At 58.8% G+C, this 15133-nt stretch carries 13 protein-coding genes; 6 read left to right on the forward strand and 7 right to left on the reverse strand.

The genetic code is table 11. The features are described 5' to 3' along the window. Positions 1–60 precede the first annotated feature (60 nt). Positions 61–1035: a GGDEF domain-containing response regulator gene (locus ACZ5K9_RS09365; RefSeq protein WP_464271074.1), complete on the reverse strand. Its 975-nt coding sequence runs from the start codon at positions 1033–1035 to the stop codon at positions 61–63. Positions 1036–1169: 134 nt separating this feature from the next. On the opposite strand from ACZ5K9_RS09365, the gene ACZ5K9_RS09370 reads away from it, so the two are divergent. Continuing rightward, a complete protein-coding gene (locus ACZ5K9_RS09370; protein WP_464271075.1) occupies positions 1170–2015 on the forward strand; it encodes an NAD(+)/NADH kinase in 846 nt (281 codons plus the stop codon). 284 nt (positions 2016–2299) lie between these two features. On the opposite strand, the gene ACZ5K9_RS09375 is transcribed toward ACZ5K9_RS09370, so the two are convergent. Next, complete coding sequence (locus ACZ5K9_RS09375; protein ID WP_464271076.1) at positions 2300–3178, reverse strand: radical SAM protein; 879 nt, start codon at positions 3176–3178, stop codon at positions 2300–2302. 131 nt (positions 3179–3309) lie between these two features. Between ACZ5K9_RS09375 and speE the strand changes: the two genes are divergently transcribed. Together speE and ACZ5K9_RS09385 are read left to right on the forward strand one after the other, a co-directional pair. Continuing rightward, positions 3310–4221, forward strand: a complete 912-nt coding sequence (speE, locus tag ACZ5K9_RS09380; protein WP_464271077.1) for a polyamine aminopropyltransferase — start codon at positions 3310–3312, stop codon at positions 4219–4221. 170 nt (positions 4222–4391) lie between these two features. Further along, the gene (locus tag ACZ5K9_RS09385; RefSeq protein WP_464271078.1) at positions 4392–5339 is read left to right on the forward strand and encodes a PP-loop family protein; all 948 of its coding nucleotides are present in this window, start codon (positions 4392–4394) and stop codon (positions 5337–5339) included. Between the two features lie 381 nt (positions 5340–5720). Here ACZ5K9_RS09385 and ACZ5K9_RS09390 read toward each other — a convergent pair whose 3' ends face one another. Both ACZ5K9_RS09390 and upp read right to left on the reverse strand, forming a co-directional pair. Beyond that, on the reverse strand, positions 5721–6971 hold the full coding sequence (locus ACZ5K9_RS09390; protein WP_464271079.1) for a uracil-xanthine permease family protein: 1251 nt from the start codon (positions 6969–6971) through the stop codon (positions 5721–5723). 89 nt (positions 6972–7060) lie between these two features. Continuing rightward, positions 7061–7687 (reverse strand): uracil phosphoribosyltransferase, encoded by a 627-nt coding sequence (upp, locus tag ACZ5K9_RS09395; protein WP_464271080.1) that lies wholly within the window; start codon positions 7685–7687, stop codon positions 7061–7063. A gap of 88 nt (positions 7688–7775) precedes the next feature. Between upp and ACZ5K9_RS09400 the strand changes: the two genes are divergently transcribed. Together ACZ5K9_RS09400 and hisF are read left to right on the forward strand one after the other, a co-directional pair. Beyond that, entirely contained in the window at positions 7776–8780 is a 1005-nt protein-coding gene (locus ACZ5K9_RS09400) for a glycerophosphodiester phosphodiesterase (protein WP_464271081.1), read from the forward strand. After that, positions 8780–10363 (forward strand): imidazole glycerol phosphate synthase subunit HisF, encoded by a 1584-nt coding sequence (gene hisF, locus ACZ5K9_RS09405; protein ID WP_464271082.1) that lies wholly within the window; start codon positions 8780–8782, stop codon positions 10361–10363. Before ACZ5K9_RS09400 ends, hisF begins: the two co-directional genes overlap by 1 nt. Before the next feature lie 88 nt (positions 10364–10451). Here hisF and ACZ5K9_RS09410 read toward each other — a convergent pair whose 3' ends face one another. Beyond that, positions 10452–11261: a PEP-CTERM sorting domain-containing protein gene (locus ACZ5K9_RS09410; RefSeq protein ID WP_464271083.1), complete on the reverse strand. Its 810-nt coding sequence runs from the start codon at positions 11259–11261 to the stop codon at positions 10452–10454. Between the two features lie 365 nt (positions 11262–11626). Here ACZ5K9_RS09410 and ACZ5K9_RS09415 point away from each other — a divergent pair, with 365 nt between their 5' ends. Further along, the gene (locus tag ACZ5K9_RS09415) at positions 11627–11761 is read left to right on the forward strand and encodes a hypothetical protein (protein WP_464271084.1); all 135 of its coding nucleotides are present in this window, start codon (positions 11627–11629) and stop codon (positions 11759–11761) included. Here the strand turns inward: ACZ5K9_RS09415 and ACZ5K9_RS09420 are convergent. Together ACZ5K9_RS09420 and ACZ5K9_RS09425 are read right to left on the reverse strand one after the other, a co-directional pair. After that, positions 11754–13004, reverse strand: a complete 1251-nt coding sequence (locus tag ACZ5K9_RS09420; RefSeq protein WP_464271085.1) for an aldo/keto reductase — start codon at positions 13002–13004, stop codon at positions 11754–11756. The two genes, ACZ5K9_RS09415 and ACZ5K9_RS09420, sit on opposite strands and share 8 nt — an antisense overlap. 144 nt (positions 13005–13148) lie before the next feature. Continuing rightward, entirely contained in the window at positions 13149–15125 is a 1977-nt protein-coding gene (locus ACZ5K9_RS09425; RefSeq protein WP_464271086.1) for a 4Fe-4S binding protein, read from the reverse strand. Between the last annotated feature and the right edge of the window lie 8 nt (positions 15126–15133).

Below are 15133 nucleotides of genomic sequence, written 5' to 3' on the forward strand. Positions count from 1 at the left end.
TTTCCTTCAGACAAACGAGGCGGATGAAAAACGCGGGGAAGGCACGGGCGACAAAACCGGTCACTTCACAGAACGCAAGGCCTGTGAAACCGCAGGTTCCACATTCTGCGGCGGCACAGCGTCGTTGCCGTCCACGCACAGCCGGTTGCCGCCCAATTCCTTCTTGGCGCGATACTGGGCCTTGTCGGCCCTTTGGATCAGATCGTCAATGCTCTTTTCCAAGTCGCCGTCCAGATAACGAAACTGCGCCGCCCCGATGGAAAGACTCGTCGGTCCGACGTCCAGCGCGGCGTAACGTTTCTGAATGCGTTCGGCAACCAAACGGACCTGTTCATCGTTCAAATAGGGAAGGACTACCGTGAACTCGTCCCCGCCGTAACGAAAGGCCGAATCCACATGCTCTCGGATGGACTGCTGGAGGATCGATCCCAATTCGATGAGCAAGGAATCTCCGGCCTGATGCCCTTCCTCGTCATTGTACCGTTTGAATTGGTCGATATCGATGAAAAGCAGGAACAGCGGATGCCCGTAACGCGTGGACCGCACGGCCTCTTGGGTCAGGATGCTTCGGAAATGGCGCCGGTTGTACAGGCCCGTCAATGGATCCCGGGTGGCCAGCTGTTCCAATTCCCGGCGGAGGAACCGCTCCCGCAGAAGCCGTCGGATTTTGGCCTCAAGCTTGTCGAGCCCAAAGGGTTTCGTGATAAAATCGGCCGCTCCGGCATTGATCACGTCCACATACTTATACTTGGTGGCATGTCCCGTGATAGCAATAGTGTCCGTGTTCGGGTAATGCTGGCGGATGTGGCGGATAAGTTCCATGCCGTCCATCCGTGGCATATCCATGTCCGTCACCACGATATCGTAGACGCCGCTTTTGAGTTTTTCGGCGGCTTCCAGGCCGTCGGCGGCCATTTCCACCTGATGGCCGATGAAGCTCAAGCTTTCGGCCACCAATTCCCGCACGCTGCGCTCGTCATCCACGACGAGGATCCGCTGCGGATCGTAACTACCGTTTCGGAGCTGTGTTTTCATCCACTGTTTTCCCAAGAATACGTTGCACCAAAGGATAAATTAAAATACGTTGTCCCGGTGTTCTTGGCAACGGGTTTTCGTGATGAATTCACGCCAAAGATTCCCATGGCAGACGGCAGAGAGGCCGGAGGTTCATGGAACACATCCTGATTATTTATAAAAGAGGCCGAGAGGACGCCGCGCGCCTGGCCCAGGAGCTCATCGCTTGGCTTATCAGCGAGGGCTTCAGGGCGACGGCTCGAGAAAACCTTCCCGACACGGGCACATTCGAACCCTCGTCCTCCCCACCCATGGACGCGGACGCCATCGTCGTTCTCGGCGGGGACGGAACCTTGCTCAGTGTCGCCCGACAAGTGGCCCACCAAGCCATTCCCATTGTCGGAGTCAACCTGGGGGGGTTGGGTTTTCTCACGGAAATCAGCCGGGAACGGTGCTTTCACGATCTTGGGCATGTGCTAGCCGGGGCTTACGAGATCGAAGAACGGATGCGCCTGCGCGTGGTCATCGAAAGGGCGGGCCGACAGGTGTTCGTCCAGACGGTGTTGAACGACGCGGTCATCAATAAAGGGGCGCTGGCGCGCATTGTGGATCTGGATACGCACATTGACGGGCGCTACCTGACGCACTACCGGGCCGACGGCCTCATTGTCGCCACCCCCACTGGATCCACGGCCTACAACCTTTCGGCGGGCGGGCCCATCGTCTATCCCACCGCCCAGGCGGTTATCCTCACGCCCATCTGCCCCTTCACCTTGACGAATCGGCCCATCATTCTTCCGGCCTCGTCGGTAATCCAGGTCAAATTGGACGACAAGGCCCAGGATGTGACCCTGACCTGCGATGGGCAGGTGGGCCATCGGCTCGCCCCCAACGACACCATCTCCATTGCCATGTCCCCCTATACGCTGAAGCTCATTAAACCTGTGACCACCGACTATTTTGAAATCCTGCGCACCAAACTCAAATGGGGGCAAACGTAATCCGACGGTCGGCTTTTAAGAGCTTCGCCAAACCTTTCTCAGTTCATGTGGCTATTCGATTCGAGATCCCACAGGAAAGAGGTGCCGGGCGTGTTTTCGAATGCGCAGGGGCGGGCGTAAGCCCCCCGCTGCCATCCGCGACCCAGACTGCGGATCAAAAGGACCGCTCTTTTTGATCCCAGGACTCCACGTGACGTATCAATGGAGCGGGGTGCCCTCAAAGCTTTCCGGTCCGTGTCGAGCCCCTCTTAGGGATACCCCGAGGACGGCCGTGGGGCAATGTGTCATAAGGCCCGCATCCACTCGGGTTTCAGCGGCACTTGATTGTTCAGCGCCGCCTCGATCAAAGCCAGCCCCTTTTCTTTTTCCGAGGGCATCTTGACTTTGAGGGGCAGGTAATTGGAGGCGTGGTTTGAAAGAAACAATCCGCGGGATAAAGAGGTGTGGGCCAGCATGACGCCGAGTTCTTGAAGAAGTTCCCTCGGAGTGAGCAGAGGGAAGAGACCTTGGCGGACCTGAGCGCCGAGCTCCGTGTTGGGCAGCACCATCAGGGTAAGGGCGCCGACGTAATGGGGATCCATGGCCGTGAGCAGGGATCCGGTGGCCTGAGCATGCTGCAAAGATCGCTCACGTCCGGCGATGCCCAGAAGCACGGTCACCGAAAGCTTCAATCCCGCCTTGCGGACTCGTTGCCCAGCCTCAAGCAACTTTTCCCGAGAGACCCCCTTGCGAATGGCGCGCAGTGTGTCCGGATCGCCGCTTTCCACCCCAAGGTAGACAATACCTAAGCCCAATTCTCTGAGCTCTTTCAATTGTTCGACACTCTTGCGCAAAATGCTCTTCGCGTTGCCGTACAAGCCCACCCGCTGAATCCACGGCATGGATCGGCGGATTTTTTGCAGGATTTCCACGAGCCTTGGTTGAGGCACAATGAGCGCATCGCCGTCCGTCAGAAACACCCGGCGAAGGAAAGGGAAATTGCGGGATGCATAGGCAATATCCCGGTCGATGATTTCCTGCTCTTTGATGCGAAAGCGCACCCCTTTATAGGTGCCGCAGAAGGTGCATTTGTTATGGCTGCAGCCGACGGTAACCTGCAGAAGGATACTATCCGCCTCACTGGGGGGGCGGATAATCATCCCTTCATAGTGCATGCCGTCCATGGTGAAACTCCTCGGCTTAAGAAAGTTCATCCGCGGCGGCCAGTGCCCGGATGTCATTCCGAGTTTGAGATTTACAAACACTTCCTCTATAGTGAGCCGCTCAAAATTTTTCAAGCGAGGAGGCTCCGTTGATGACCGACCATGACAAAACGATCTACGAACCTTTCACTGCCACCATGGGACGCCGGTTTCATGTCCGTCGGGTGATCCACACCCAACAGACTCCCTACCAGCTTGTGGAAGTGGTGGAAACCGATGATTTCGGCGTGACCCTTTTTCTTGACCGTCGTTTCCAGACGTCGGAGAAGGATGAGTTTTTTTATCACGAATCTTTGGTGCATCCGGCCATGATGCTCCATCCCGATCCGGAACGCGTCCTGATCATCGGCGGGGGCGACGGGGGCACTCTGGAAGAAGTCCTGAAGTACCCGTCGGTGAACGCCGTGACTATGGTGGAGTTGGACGCGGAAGTCGTCGGTATTGCCAAGGCGCATCTGCGCAGCATTTGCGGGGCGGCTTTCGAAGACCCTCGGGTTCAGCTCATCATCGGGGATGGACGAAAATTCGTGGAAGAGACTTCAACCACGTTCGACGTTATCCTGTTGGATCTGACCGATCCCATGGAACCATCCAAGTATGTCTACACAAAGGAATTTTACACTTTGTGCGCCTCGAGGCTTCGACCAGGGGGGATCCTGGGACTGCATAATGATTCCCCGTTCTTTTTCCCCCAAGCCTATAACGTGATCACCAAGACCTTGGATGCGGTTTTCCCCTATCGGCGCCAATACGCCGCCTACATTGTCGGCTATATGTTGGATTTCGCTTTTTCTGTGTGTTCCCTGGACAATGTGCTGGACGTGGACGAAGAAGAATTGGCGCGGCGCGCCGTTCGTCGGGGCATCACCGGCCTGCTGTCTTACACGCCCCAACTTCTGGAAAAATTCCGTACTCTCCCGGGTTATATGCAGCGCATCTTGAACGAGCCCTGTGAGATTTCCACCGACGCGGCTCCCTTCGTCATCCAGACGGAACCTTTTTAGGATGCAGAAATTGCCGGAAGCTCGGGATCCCTATCTCAGAAAGTCGGGCGGGCCGCGTGGAAACGCACCTCGTTGGACGGCAACCTTTCGGTGAGCGTGCAACCGACGAAATGTTGCAATCCCCCGGGGCCCTGAGCCCCGGGGTTTGTTGGACCTGAAAAGGATCGGCGATGTATTCCACAGAACGAGGGCCGCTTCCTCCTTCGGCGAAGTGCACTCGATGTCGGCAGAGGGCGGTCATTTCCCTGCCCAGCCATCATGCGAATTTCTGCGAAGCGTGCTTTGTCTTTTTCTTTCGCCGTTCAGTTCTCCGGGCCATGAAAAGATTTCCCATAAGGGCCGACGAGCCGCTCATGGTGGCCGTCTCCGGGGGCAAAGACTCTCTGGCGGCTTGGGCGGTGCTTCAAGATCTGGGGTATCGCACCAAAGGCGTCCACCTGGATCTGGGTATCCCCTCGTTTTCGGAAGCGTCCTACGATGCCATCGCCGCCTTTGCCCGCACGAGAGGTCTTGCGTGGGCGAGCTATTCCCTCAAGGATCTCTTCGGTTATTCGATCACGGAGATCCGCAAGCGCACACGCCGGCCCATTTGTTCCGTGTGCGGCATGATCAAACGCCGACTGCTCAACCGGGTCACTGTGGGGGAGGGCTTTCGCGTCATTGTTACGGGCCATAACCTGGACGATGAAGCCGGCAGACTTCTGGGAAACCTCGTTCGGAATCGGCGCGAATACATCGAGAAACACTACCCCTATTTGCCTTCCGCCCATCCTCGGCTGCCGGAAAAAATCAAACCCCTCTACCGGGTTTCCTCGGATGAGATTCGCACCTACTGTGGTGTGGAGGGCATTGATTACTTTAGCGGGGCGTGCCCGCTGTCGCGCGGAGCCACAAGCCACATGTTCAAAGAGGCTCTCGAGATGCTGGAGGGCAAGATGCCTGGGACGAAGAGGGATTTTCTCTTTGCCTATCTCGATACCCGTTCCGCACCGAGGCCCGTGGAGGACTTTAGGACATGCGACCGATGCGGCGAGCCCAGTTACGCCGAACGCTGCAGCGTATGTGCGCTCATGGACCGACTGCGGGAGCAGGACGAAGACCAGGCCGAAAAAAGCTGACACACACGCCGTGCACAGACCACCTCTGAGGGGGGCGGGATCCAAAAAAGCCCTGCCGCCTCAGACGGAAACCCTCTCTGAAACCCTGACGGAATGCGCTCCGCCGTGTCCGGGCGAAGCCAAAGAAGCCCGCTGCACGGAAGCGGACGGAAGGCACCCTCTCGCACAATTCGGCTGCCCCGAGCACCTGGGATCGACGCGATGCGATGCCGCTTCCGACGCGGCCCCTGACGATTTCACAGCCTGCGGGAGGGGCGTTTTGGACGGCGTTGATGTCCTGCCCAGCCTGCCCAGCCTGCCCTGAAATGGGGGTTTTCATTGTCATGGCGGAGGTTGTCGACGGGCCGATCTTCCCGGCGGGACACGGCCTTGGCGGCGATTTCAAGAAATGGACTTCCGTCCTGGGAGGATCAGGTTCAAGACGACGCCGCTCAGGCCCGCCAACCCGATGCCCTTGATGGTCAACTCCCCGGCAGAAAAAGCCATCCCACCAATGGAAAACACCACCACGACGGCGACAATGGCCATGTTGCGAGGGTCCATCAGATCTTCTCCGGCGCGCACCAAGGTGTTCAGTCCCACGACGGTGATGGCCCCGAAAAGCAAGATCAAAATCCCGCCCATGACGGGCACGGGGATGGTCTGGAGCAATGCTCCGAGTTTACCGACAAAGGCCAGAGCAACGGCCCATAAGGCGGCCAAAGTCATGATTGCCGGGTTGAAGACCTTGATCAGGGCCACTGCCCCCGTGACTTCCGAGTAGGTGGTGTTGGGCGGGCCGCCCAGCAAAGAGGCCAGACTTGTGGCCAGGCCGTCTCCCAGCAGGGTTCGATGGATGCCCGGATCTTTCAGATAATCTTTCCCGGTCACGGAACCGATGGCCAAAATGTCCCCAAAGTGTTCAATGGCCGGGGCGATGGCGACCGGGGCGATGAAAAGGATGGCTTGCCAGTTCCATTCCGGAAACACAAAGGCCGGCACGGCAATCCACGGCGCTTGCCTTACCGGGGTAAAGTCCACCAGCCCCAGCGTCAGGCTGAGGAGATACCCGGCTGCGATCCCGGATAGGATCGGGACCAGTCGGAGGATACCGCGGCCTTTGAGAGACACGAGAATCGTCGTGGCCAGGGACACCATGGAAATCATCATGGCCTTCTTTTCAGGGATCAGCACCATGGCCCCGTCCCCCGTTTTTCCAATGGCCATGTTTACGGCCACGGGAGCCAAGATGAGCCCGATGACCATGATGACCGGACCGATGACCACCGGAGGCAGGATCCTGTCCAAAACACGGGCCCCTTTCCACCGGATGACGGCGCTGAACAAGACGTACACGACTCCTGCAGAAGCGAGTCCGCACAAAGTGCCCGGCACACCCCACGTTTTCACCCCGTAGATGATAGGGGCGATGAAAGCGAACGAAGACGCCAAAAAAATCGGTACCCTGCCCCGCGTGACGGCTTGGAACAACAAGGTCCCGGCCCCGGCGGTGAACAGCGCCACGTTGGGGTCCAGCCCGGTGAGAAGCGGCACCAAAACCAACGCTCCGAAAGCGACGAACAACATTTGGGCCCCGATGAGGATGTCCCTGGCCCGCAGTCGATATTCTGTGGAATACCCGTGATGTTCCATAAGATCCCTTCGCTGGTGTCTCCGTTTCAGGAGGCTGGTGGATACGCTTGGAAGGCGTGTCCGGTTGTCCTGCCGGATTGTCTGGGACTCTACTTCGTCCCAAAAATCTTGTCTCCCGCATCTCCCAGTCCGGGAAGGATGTATCCGTCCGCGTTCAGTTTTTCGTCCACGGCCGCCACATAGACGTCCACATCGGGATGGGCATTTTCCAAGCGGCGGATTCCTTCCGGAGCCGCCACAAGAAATATCCCTCGAATGTTTCGACAGCCGGCTTCTTTGAGAAGGTCGATGGTCATCACCAAGGTACCGCCTGTGGCCAGCATAGGATCGAGGATAAGTGAAATCCGCTCGTGCATGTCCCCGGCAAGCTTCACGTAATAGCGTACCGGTTCCAAAGTGCTTTCGTTCCGGTACAGCCCGACGACGCTCACTTTGGCGCTGGGGATGAGGTCCAGCACCCCGTCCATCATGCCCAATCCCGCCCGCAGGATGGGCACCACGGTGATCTTTTTCCCCTTGATCCGCTCCACTTCCACCGGACCGCTCCAGCCCTGAATAACCCTCTTTTCCGTTTCCAGGTCCTTGGTGGCTTCATACGTCAAGAGGCGGGCCAATTCCGAAGCGAGTTCCCGAAAATCCTTGGTGCTGATATTGTGCTTGCGCATCAGCCCCAACTTGTGTCGGACCAAAGGATGATTCACAATATGAACAGGCACGGATGGCTCCTTTCTGTGCTATAAGACGCAAGGGTTTAATCTTGGGCGGAGGCTATAGAGGAAAGCCGAAGGGGTGTCAAGGACCGGTATGGCTTCATGGATTGATCTCAATTCGCCGGGTGTTTTCTGGGTCGGAGCCCATCGGGGAGGGGTCGGTTTGGGCCCGGAGAACACGTTGGGGACGGCGGCTAAGGGCTTTCGATCCGGCGCCCAATTCTGGGAACTGGATGTCCAGCTCTCCTTGGATGGTGTGCCCGTGGTGATTCACGACGACACCTTGGTTCGCACCACGGACGCCCCGATCCTCTATCCCGATCGTCACCCCTGGCAGGTGTGGGACTTTACGTGGGCCGAGCTGAGGGCCCTTCGGATTGTCCCCACGGAAAAATCACGCTCCCAAGAACCTGAGGGCGGCCTGGACGGGTCCCCTCACAGACATGGCTTGTGCGGGGCCGAAGATCGGCGGGAACCGATCCCGCCGGACAGCCGGGATGGCAAGAAGGTTGCGCTTTCCGAGACTCCGACGGCCGCCCTTCCTTCGGAGGAAGACAGGCTTTCCGACCGGCTTTTCGGCTCGGAACCGTCGCCCATGCCGGGGTTATCTTGGGCTTCGTGCCGCATTCCGACCCTCAGGGAAGCCTTGGTCCTGACGAGATCCCTCGACTGGCTGGTTAACGTCGAAATCAAAGGTACCGCTTCCCAGCACGACCGGCTGGTCCGAGAAACCGTCGCTTTGATCGCGGAATTGGAAATGAGTTCTCGCGTGCTCATATCCTCGTTTCACGAGACCGTCCTGCGACTCGTCTCGTCCTTGGATTCGCATCTCCTCACCGGGCTGGTCACCCAGCACCCCGTGGACGACCCTGTGGCTCGTGTCCGAGCTTTGGGGACCTTCGCATATCACCCCGCTGAAGCCCACTTGGACGCAGAGACCGTGCACCGTTGCCGGGCGGCGGGGATTCCTGTCATCGCCTGGACGGTGAACGACCCCGAAAAGCTCCCGCGGCTTCGCCGTTGGGGAGTTTCCGCCGTCATTTCCGACCGGCCCCATAAACTTCTGCCCGAAACACACCTCGAGGAGGACTCCCATTGATGGTGACTCTGCTGGATTACGGCGCGGGGAATGTCCGCAGTGTGGTCAATGCCATCGAGAAACTGGGTCATTCCGTGCGCTTCGTCTCGCAACCGGAAGACATTCTTTCGGCGGAAAAACTTGTTTTTCCCGGTGTGGGCGCCTTCGGTTCCATGATGCGCGTTCTTCGGGACAAGGGCTATGTGGAGCCGTTGCGTCGCTATTTGGAAGCCGATCGCCCTTTTCTCGGCATCTGTTTGGGCCTTCAAGCCTTGTTTCAAGGCAGCGAAGAGGCTCCGGGTGAAGACGGCCTGGGATTTCTGAAAGGCATGGTCCGTCGGTTTCGCGTGGATCTCGCCGTTCCCCACATCGGATGGAACGGCATCAAGGCCCGAAAGCCCTCGGCCCTTTTCCAAGGTCTGGACGGGGACGAGAAGGTCTATTTTGTCCACTCCTTCCACGTGGATCCGGAAGATCCCCATGTGGTGCTGACGACCACGGACTATGGCCGGGAATTCGTGAGCGCTATCCAGAAAGGGCGGGTGTCGGCGGTACAGTTCCACCCGGAAAAAAGCGGCCAAACCGGATTGAAGATCTTGAGGAATTTTCTCGAAGGCTGGGATGCGCCGGCGGTCCTGCCCCCGCGCGTACCGCCGCGGACAGAACTCGCCAAACGGATCATCGCCTGCTTAGATGTGCGGGCCAACGACCAGGGGGACCTCGTGGTCACCAAAGGGGATCAATATGACGTGCGCGAGGCCGGGGTGGTGCGCAATCTCGGCAAGCCCGTAGATCTGGCTCGCCGCTATTACGAGGAGGGCGCCGATGAGATCACGTTTCTCAACATCACGGGTTTTCGGGATTTCCCGTTAAAAGATCTGCCCATGCTGGAAGTCCTGGAACGCACCTCGGAAAAGGTCTTCGTTCCATTGACCATCGGGGGAGGCATCCGGGATTACGTGGACAAAGACGCCACCGCCCACAGCGCCCTCCAAGTCGCCTCGGCCTACTTCCGTTCCGGAGCGGATAAGGTTTCCATTGGGAGCGATGCGGTGCTCATCGTGGAAGATGTGTTGCGCACAGGGAAGCCGTCCGGACGAAGCGCCATTGAAACCATTTCCCGGGTGTACGGAAGCCAAGCGGTGGTCATTTCCATTGATCCCCGGAGGGTTTACGTGCCCATTCCCTCTGCCGTGCCGCACAGGGTCATCGAAACGGCGCTGCCGGGTCCCCACGGGGAGCGTTATTGCTGGTACCAGTGCACCATCAAGGGGGGGCGGGAAGGTCGGCCTGTGGATGCGGTCACCTTAGCCCGGGTTTGTGAAGATCTTGGCGCCGGGGAAATCCTGCTGAACTGCATCGACCGGGACGGAACGAACCTCGGTTTCGACCTGGAGCTCATCACCGCTGTAAAAGAGGCCGTCACCATCCCGGTGATCGCTTCCAGCGGTGCGGGGTGCCCGGAACATTTCCTGGAGGTTTTCACGCGCACACGCGCCGAATCGGCTCTGGCCGCCGGTATCTTCCACCGAAACGAAGTTTCCATCGGGGCCGTCAAGGCATTCCTCGACGGAAAAGTTCCCGTTCGGCGCGTGCGTTCCTAAAGACAGAAAAAAACCCGGCACCGCGGGCACGCGGCGCCGGGTTTTCAGCTTCGTGCCTTCGCGGCACCCACTCTCGATGACGACCCGGCTAGACCTTCTTGTCCTTTTTTCGTTGAGCCCGGAGAAATCCCGCCAGACCTACCAAGCCCGAACCCATAAGAAGCATGGATGCGGGCTCGGGTGCCACTTGCTGCGGAGGCCGGGGCAGCTCCAAGGTTTCGTAGACCACATCGTTGGCGCAGTTCACGGTAAAGCCGATCGTGAAGATGCCCGAAGTCAATGGGATCGTCTGGGCCGGGAAGGTGAAAACGAGGCTGCTGGTTGTCCACCCATTAAAAGAGACAGCACCGAGGGAGGGTGAATTCGAGACGACGGTCGGGTTCAGTCCGATGGGGTGGGTGTCGCGGATTAAATAACCTGACCAATATCCCGTGTTGTCTTTCCCCGACATCACATAGGCGGTCGTATCGTTCAGGGCCAGATCGGTGGCATAAAGATTATAGTTCCACGAACCGGGGAGCTGCCCGTCTTGTTTGTTTGGATTGTTATCGGCATAAATGACGTATTCCCAGTTTGTGTCCTCGTCAACGTTCAAAAAAAGATCCCCGGGCTCCAGTTTGTTCCACCCGGACCCGCTGCCCCAGGAAGCGAAAGAAAATGTGATTGCGGTTAAATAGAAATTGTTCACTTCCACACTGCCGCCCGTGAAATTGGGAAACCCGATGGTATCCAAATTGTTGTCCGTCCCCGGCCAGGAATCGTGGTCCGTATTTCCCCACTGGGGCCAGTAGGTGGTGTTGTCGGTAAAATTGATGGTCAGGGATGAAGACACGCCGGGATTAAGCGTGATGAGCAGACACGCTCCAAAGACGACCACCGTGGACATCAACCTTTTCATAACAACCCTCCGCGAGGAAACCAAACGAAAACCATCGGCGGTGTGCTCAGAAAACGCCGCGACCTTTTCGCGTGGCTGTCCTCAGCAAGGAGCGTACCAAACATGAGGGCTGGAAGGGCGTTGGAGGAAAAGATAATCATCTATAAAAATCAATTGGATATGCTCTGGCGGCAAAAAGCCTGGGAGATACATGGACGTGGACGCGGAGGGGTGTGCAAACAATGTCCACATGATGTATGCAATCCATTGCACAGCGTGCCAGTCGTTGCACACTCGGTGGGCAAAAGACAAGGACCGATCCCGGCCGCCCCAGGCGTCTGATCTCAGGGGCGGAAAAAGTGTCGCCCCTGCATGTCCGAGGAATCATGGAAAACGCTGCTTTGGAGCGACGTCGAACCGGCCCGCGGGATACGGGAACCCACCTTTTTCCCGACAAATGGGTTCCCGGTTTTGTGGAACTGACAAGCCTTGTTTTGCAGGTGCGCGCCTTTCCTAGGTGACGAAAATGCGGGCTAGATGCGCCGCTTGGGCCACGAGGTGTCGAAGGGGGAGTCCCTGAGGGCACCGACGTTCGGCTTCGTGCACTCGTGCCGCGTCCAAAGTCTCAAAAAGGCCCGATTGAGCCAACGGAAGCAGCACCTCTCGGGCGGCCGACATGTCACCGTAATCATGAGCGTACATGAGGCTTCTCAGGATGTCGGCAATCGGAGCCTGCGCAGCGTGGCGGCACACGACGGCGCATCCGGCACAGTATTGGTGGCGGGTGGCTTGGGCGTACCGGGCCAGCTTGTTTCGTTCTTCCGAGCTGAGCGTCGTGCGATCCAGAGCCGCGGCGACATTGCTCATGAGGATGGTCATGGTGGGCATTTGGGAACACACGCTGGCGATTCGGGAATCCTCCCACACGGCCTTGAGCTTGGCCTGTTTGTCCGTAAAACCCCGACCGAGCAGTTTTTCGGCCAACGCCCCTTCTTCAGGCGAGTCCACCCGATAGGGGCCGCCCCCTTGTGTTTTCATGGCCGTCAAACCGATGCCCGCGGCGACGCACCGGTCAACGGCCCGCTTCATGGCGTCATCGTGGATGAGTCGGAAATTATAGGTGCACATGATGCCGTCCACCCAACCCAGCCGGGCGGCCCCTTCCAGACATTGGGCCATGTTGGCGTGGGTGCTGAATCCGAAGAGGCGGATCTTCCCCGAGGCTTTCGCCTGTTCGGCCCAACGACGCACATCGCTGGTGAGTTCCTGGACGGAGTCGACGGCATGGAGAAAATAAAGATCAATCCAATCCGTCTTCATGCGCTCCAGGCTTCGGTGAAGCAGCTTGGTCATCCCGGCCGGGTCTCGAGCATCGGATTTTGTCACCAAAAAAACCTCTTTCCGGGTTTCGGGAAACCGGGCGAAGAAAGCTCCGATACCTTCTTCGCTCCGGCCGCCTCCGTAACAATCCGCGGTATCCCAATAGGTCACGCCCCAGCGCAGGGCCTGCCGAAGCAAGGTATGGTTGGCCCCCGTATCGAACATGCCCCCGAGGGACAATACGGACACAGGGATTTTGGAGGCGCCGAAAGGGCGCACGGGCACCTTCTGAACCGAAGGTTCCTGGGCAAACCCCATGGATGGAAAAACCAGGGCGGTCCCCGGGCTCGATGCGAGTCCGATAACGCCCGCCGCCTTCAAGAATTCCCGGCGGGACACAGTGCCCGAAAAAGCTTTTCCCTCATGTGGTCCTTTTCCACTCATGGTCGATCCTCCTGTGTGGATGTCCGTACGGGACGCGTGAGGCCTGACCGGACAACGCCGGTCGTCTTCGTCGGGTGACGGGCCGTGTTCCCCTGTCGCATGACAGGGGGCGGGTTTGGAACGCCATGGCATCGCCCGGGCGTGTCAGGTTCCGCTCCGTATCTTTCCGGAGATCAGGGATCTTTCCGGGTGGCGCGATTCATTTTCCGCCGAAACCCGGATGGCCGGAAGACCTCGAACGGGGCATTCGTGTTCGCAGATGCCGCACCCGACGCACCGAGCATGATCCACCACCGGGCGTTTCAGACGCACGGCAAGAAAGACCATGCTTTCCGAGCCCAAGGGCGGCGCCGTGTGGTTGTCATCGCCGCCGGGGGCCGCCTCGATCCATCCTTCGCCCCATGCGCGCACCGGCCATTGGTGAGAGGAATCGCCCAGGCTTTTGACAAGATATAAACTGTCCAGCGGCGGTGGATTGTGCGGCGGCCGAAAACCATCCACGATCCAGCGCTGACCTTCACGTTTTTTCACTTCAAGGGGCCCAGCGGGAAGCTTTTCCAAAACCTCCATCGTTTGGATGGCTTTGGGGCTGACCGGGCAGTTTTCTTCACACACGATGCACGGCTTGCCGAAGGCCCAAGGAAGACAGCGGCTCCGATCCACGAAAGCCGCTCCGATCCGGACGGGTCCTCGGTCCGCAAAGTCTCCGGTGCCGTGTTTTTCGTCGAGAGTGAGACGCCGGATGGCGGCCGTCGGGCAGATGCGGCTGCATGCGACGCACTGGTACTGGCAACCACTGGTTCCGGCGCGAAAGTCCAACACAGGGGTCCACAATCCTTCCAAGCCCGCTTCCCACAAGGCCGGCTGAAGAACGTTCGTGGGGCAGATACGGAGGCATTGCCCACATTTGATGCATCGGGCAAGGAATTCTGATTCGGCGAGAGCCCCCGGAGGACGCACGACCGACGGGGGGAACCGCCTTTTTGTGAGACCGTCCAAGCGGAGAGCCGAAACAGAGAAAAGACCGGTGCCCAGTGAAGCCAGAATCCGCCGGCGGGATAGGTCGATACCGCTCCCTGATGCGGACGGTTCGGCCGGCATAACCGTGTATGTGATGGCCCCTTCCGGACAGACCACCAGGCAGTTGCTGCACAAGGTGCATTCCCCGACCACGAGATCGGAAGACGGACGGCATCCGGCATCACAGACGGCTTCGCACCGTTGACAATTGGTGCATCGCTCTACAATTCGTTGCATGTGCCATAAGGGACGCCGTCCCGCCAGGTGCATCAGCGCTCCGGCAGGGCAGACGTATCGGCAGTAAAAGCGCGGTCGGATGAGATTTACCCCCACGGCCGTTATCAGTAAGGCCGCCGTCAGCCATGCACCGTGCGTCCAGCGATCTCCCGCAAGTCCCTCAGGCTGGAATATCCCCAGTGCCGGAAAGACGATCTGGTTGAGCGACCTTTGAAAAAAAGGGAGGGGATCCAAGAGACCTGTCTGGAGCGATCCCACGGCTGCGGGAAATCTTCCCAGCAGAAGACCCAGAGTAAAGAGCACGACAACGATCGGGACGTCGTGGTGCCATGGGGATCCTTTGGATGCAAGGCGTCTCGGGCGTGCAACTTCCCCCATGAGGAGCAGCGCCACGGCCGTTCCTAGGCCGAGGGTTTTCAGGGCCGAGGCGGTTCCGCTCCATCGGCTTGCGGTCCATAAGGGGCCGGCGGCCATACCGAGAAAAAGACAGAGCATATGAAATTTCACGCGATGCGCCGGGTGGAAAGCATTGGCGGCCACGCGTTCCGAAAAGCTCTTGGTGCGGGCTCCCAGCCAGCCTACGGCGTGGTGGATCGTGCCGAAAGGACAGACCCAGCCGCAGAAGAAGCGCCCGACAATCAGCGTCAGGGAAAGAGTGACTACACCCCACAAGATGCCCGCAAACAGGGTTCCTGTGGTCAGGGCCGTTCCCACGGCCGTGAGGGGATCCAGTTGGAGGAACCAATTCACAGGCCAGCCCCGAATGTCCGGCCAGCGCGTGCCCATTCGGGTGACGGCGCAGAAAAAGACGAAGAGCGCGAAGAAAAACCCCTGACTGAGGCGCCGCACGTGATGGATGCGCATGGATCGAA

This window comes from Desulfosoma profundi, assembly GCF_055387865.1.